The organism is Acinetobacter sp. YH12218, assembly GCF_013417925.1.
Classification (GTDB): domain Bacteria; phylum Pseudomonadota; class Gammaproteobacteria; order Pseudomonadales; family Moraxellaceae; genus Acinetobacter; species Acinetobacter amyesii.
Genome location: NZ_VPDB01000119.1, coordinates 1 through 4751, shown reverse-complemented (window position 1 = coordinate 4751; position 4751 = coordinate 1). Strand labels below are relative to the sequence as shown.

General features: G+C 43.1%; 2 protein-coding genes. Both read left to right on the top strand.

Annotation, left to right across the window (positions count from 1 at the left end; all coding sequences use genetic code 11):
- Positions 1-144: 144 nt before the first annotated feature.
- Positions 145-4434: an MBG domain-containing protein gene (locus tag FTV03_RS16955; RefSeq protein ID WP_180042336.1), complete on the top strand. Its 4290-nt coding sequence runs from the start codon at positions 145-147 to the stop codon at positions 4432-4434.
- A 2-nt stretch (positions 4435-4436) separates the two neighbouring features.
- Positions 4437-4751: POTRA domain-containing protein (locus FTV03_RS16950; protein ID WP_373687969.1), on the top strand; the 315-nt coding region annotated here is incomplete at its 3' end.

Below are 4751 nucleotides of genomic sequence, written 5' to 3'. Positions count from 1 at the left end.
TGAATTGAGTGGTCTAATTAACGGAACCATATTAACTATATACAGTAATTCCTAAAAAATACTTGATTTCAGGTATTGCAAAGTCAAGTAATGTGTATCTAATAGCACATAACTTTACAAAAACACAGGTTTTGGGGATGTGTGATGAACAAAATTTATAAAATCGTATGGAATAAGGCACTAGGGCAGATGGTTGTGGTGTCTGAACATGCCAAAAGTGCTGCCAAAGGAACAACAGTTGGCACGCATTTATCTCGTCCATTACACAAAACCCAAAACGTATCCGCGTGTCCGCAGTGGTTATTGTGTAGTCTAAGTCTCAGTATGGCTTTAGTTGCCAATGCAACATGGGCTGGGGTTGCCAATACTGCATTACCTACAGGAGCAAATATAACGCAAGGTTCGGCACAAATCAGCCAAAATAATAATAGCCTAAATATCAACCAAAATAGCCAAAATCTCTCGACAAATTGGAATACTTTTAACATTGGCAAAGATGCCACAGTGAATTTTAACCAACCGAATCAATCTTCGATTGCTGTCAATCGGGTGCTGGACAATAACGCCAGTCAAATCATGGGTAAATTGAATGCCAATGGTCAGGTATTCTTACTTAATCCAAACGGAGTGATTTTTTCCAAAACCGCACAGGTGAATGTCGGTGGAATTGTTGCCTCAACTTTAAATCTTTCCGACAGCGATATTGCACAGGGCAAATTCACCCTAAAAAACAGTCTTGAAAATCAGGGCAATGTAGGCAGTGTAGAAAACTACGGTTCGATTATTGCGGGTGGCGGTGTGGTGGCGTTGATTGCGCCAACGGTCAAAAATCACGGCACGATTCAAGCCAATAATGGTGTGGTGCATTTAACCGCAGCCGATCAAGTGACTTTACAGCTGCAAGATGGCAGTTTAGTCGAATATCAGATTGATTTAGGCACGTTACAGGGTTTGGTGGAAAATGGCGGTGCCATCCAAGCCGATAATGGAGCGGTCTATTTAACTGCCCAAGCCAAAAATAGCTTGAGTAAAACGGTGGTGAATCATACAGGGATTATCGAAGCCAATCGCTTAGAAAAAAATGCCAAAGGTGAAATCATTCTATTGGGTGATATGCAAACGGGCACAACCACCGTGAGTGGCACGCTTAAAGCTGAAGGCAAAAATGGTCAAGATGGCGGGTTTATTGAAACCTCAGCCGCAAATGTACAGATTGCGGATAGTACCCAAGTTTCGACACGTTCCGACGGTGGCAAAACAGGTGAATGGTTGATTGACCCCTTTAATGTAACGATTTCTAACCAAGCACAAGCTGGCAATAATAATGCAGGCAACACATTCACCCCAAGCCAAAATGACAGCATTATCAATGTAGGTACATTAAACAGTGCTTTAGCGAGTAATAATATTACCGTCACCACCGCAGGGGCAGGCACACAGGCAGGCAATATCAATGTCAATGCTGATGTAACGTGGAATGCCAATACAGCACTGACACTACGTGCGGATAACGACATCAATATCAATGCCAATATCACTGCAACCAATAATAACGGCAAATTAAACCTACAATATGGGCAAACTACCAGCAATATCAACGCCAACTATTATTTAAACAATGGTGCAAGAGTAAATCTAAAAGCAGGGCAGAACTTTAGTACCCAAAAAGGTGCAAACGCACCGATAAATTATACTGTGATTACCGACTTAGGTGCAGCAGGTTCGACCACAGGTACAGATTTACAAGGGATTAATGGCGGCTTAACTGACAACTATGTACTCGGTGCAGATATCGATGCAACGGCAACATCGGGTTGGAATGCTGGGCAAGGCTTTAGTCCAATTGGAACTTTAGTAGATGAATTTAAAGGCAAGTTTGATGGTTTAAATCACACCATTTCGAATCTATATATTAACCGACCATCACAGAGTTATATTGGCTTATTTGGTTATAGCAATGGGGCAACCATTCAAAATGTGGGGATAATGGGTGGCTCAATTACAGGACATTCTTTTGTCGGTGGCTTGGTGGGGAGGAATTATAACAACGCTACGATTCACTCTAGTTATGCGACTGCCCAAGTGATAGCAAATTCTTTTGCTGGCGGTCTAACAGGTGCGAACTCAAGTGGTTCTCGTATTGAAAATAGCTATGCCACAGGTGATGTCACGGCACAAGGTACAAATAGTCAGGCAGGTGGCTTATCGGGAAATAATTATGGTAATTCTACGATATTAAATAGCTATGCCACAGGTAAGGTGACAGGTGTTGATATTGCAGGTGGGCTTTTAGGTAATAATGATAGTTCTACAGTAGAAAACAGCTATGCAACAGGTCAAGTGAGCATTAGTACTGGAACTGAGCAAGGTGGGCTAGTCGGTCGGACTGGTGGGACGATTAAGAATAGCTATTGGAATAAGGATACCACAGGACAAGGTGCTGCGGTGGGCGATGCAACGGGTACACTGACGCAGGTGCAAGGCTTAAGCACCGCTCAAATGAAACAAGGGGCTAGTTTTGTCGGTTTCGATATAGACGGACAAGGTGGAACAGGCAAAGTCTGGCGAATCTATGAGGGTAATACCGCACCGTTATTACGTTCGTTCTTAACTCAGGCAACGCTGGATTCACTAGCGAACCAAAACAAAACCTATAATGGTCAAACGCAAGGGGTAGATTTAAGCAGTATATCGCTTGCAGGCTTGGATAATAGTAAAATCTTTGCAGGACAAAGCAGCTCTAAAAATGTCGGTACATATAATATCGGTCTGTATTCCAATCAACAAGGCTATGATTTGATTGGAGGAAGTGCGAGTTTAACGATTGATCCAGCGACTTTAACCATTACTGCCAATGCAGCAACCTCCATCTATGGCGATGCAATCACTGGATTAACAGGAACAGTGACAGGTTTTGTCAATGGTGAAAATTTGGCGAATGCGACGACAGGAACGGCATCATTTTCAACTACAGCAACCGCAACAAGTCATGTGGGTCAATATGCGATAGCGGCTAGTGGTTTAACTGCAAATAATGGCAATTATGTTTTTGTACAAAATGCAGCGAATACAACAGCTTTAACCATTAATCCAGCGACATTAACCATTACTGCCGATGCAGGACAACATAAAGTCTATGGCGATACCGACCCGACATTAGGTTATGCTGTATCAGGTTGGAAACTCTCTGATGATAATAGTTTGTTAACAGGTGCTTTGGAGCGTGCTAGTGGCGAAAATGCAGGTTTGTATGCCATGAATAAAGGCACAGTTGCCGCAGGAGGCAACTATACCATTGCCTATAACAGTGCATCGCCGCAATTTGAAATTACCCCAGCGACTTTAACCATTACTGCCGATGCAGGACAACATAAAGTCTATGGCGATACCGACCCGACATTAGGTTATGCTGTATCAGGTTGGAAATTCTCTGATGATAATAGTTTATTAACAGGTGCTTTGGAGCGTGCGGCAGGGAAAAATGTGGGGAATTATGCGATTAACCAAGGAAGCTTACTTGCCACCAGTAACTATGACATTAGCTATACAGGGGCGGATTTTGCGATTACCCCACGGACCTTAACCGCAACCATCAATGCCCAAAACAAAGTCTATGATGGCAATAGTTCGGCGGCAGTAATTTATGGTGATAATCGTGTATCAGGTGATTTTTTAAACATTACAGGCAATCCAGCGACATTTAGCGATAAAAATGCTGGAAGTAATAAAACTGTGATAGTGAATGGCTTAACTTTATCAGGAGCAGATGCAGGGAACTATGTTCTAGCTGCAACTACAGCAACCGATACTGCTGATATTAGTAAAGCGCAAGCAATCGTTACCGCCAATAGTTTAAACACAGTTTATAACGGACAAAATCAAACGGTGACAGGCTTTAGTGCAACAGGCTTGGTTGGTGGTGAAGATGAATCCGTCTTAACTGGCATCAGCACTACAGGCGGTCAGGGTAAAAATGCCGGTAGCTATAGCCATACCGCATCAGGCACCGATAGCAACTATGACATCACCTTTGTTGATGGTGCATTGGAGATTGCTAAAGCCAAAGCCACGGTGACCGCCAATAGTTTAAACACGGTTTATAACGGCAAAGACCAAACGGTGACAGGCTTTACAGCAAGTGGGTTAGTTGCAGGCGAAGATGAAGCTGTACTTAGCAATGTATCGGCTTCTGTGACAGCGCAAGAGGTTGGAAATTATGCCAACAAGGTAACAGGCAGCGACGATAACTACGAACTGACCTTTGTCGACGGGGTGCTTAGCATTCAGGCAAAACCTATCTGGGGTAACCCATATCAGCGTGCAATCCGTACGCAGCCTGTACAACAAAAACCTAAAGCCTTTGAACAGGTTGAAATAGAAGTCGAAGGGCAAGGGATTAATTTAGAAAATATTCAAACATTGGGGAGCAACTAATCATGCAAACAATGCAAAAAACCGTACTCGCAAGCATGTTGTCTTGTATTAGTCTGAGTGTATGGGCAGATGTTGTTCCTAATGCTGGGCAACTATTACAACAGCAGCAAATGATACCGTATCAGCCCCAAGCAGCGATTGAGTTAGAGTCAGCGACAACTGTACCACCAGCTTTGGCAAGTGATGAACGGATACGCGTTGAGAAAATTCAAATTACTGGTAATCAAAGCTTAAGCAGAGAAGTATTGCATGCACTGGTGGTCGATTACGAAGGTAAAACCCTAACTTTAGGCGAACTACAACAACTCGCCATACAG

What these genes read in the sequence shown, in the direction of transcription:
- FTV03_RS16955 (WP_180042336.1), top strand. Translation starts at nt 145, where the DNA reads ATGAACAAAATTTATAAAATCGTATGGAATAAGGCACTAGGGCAGATG.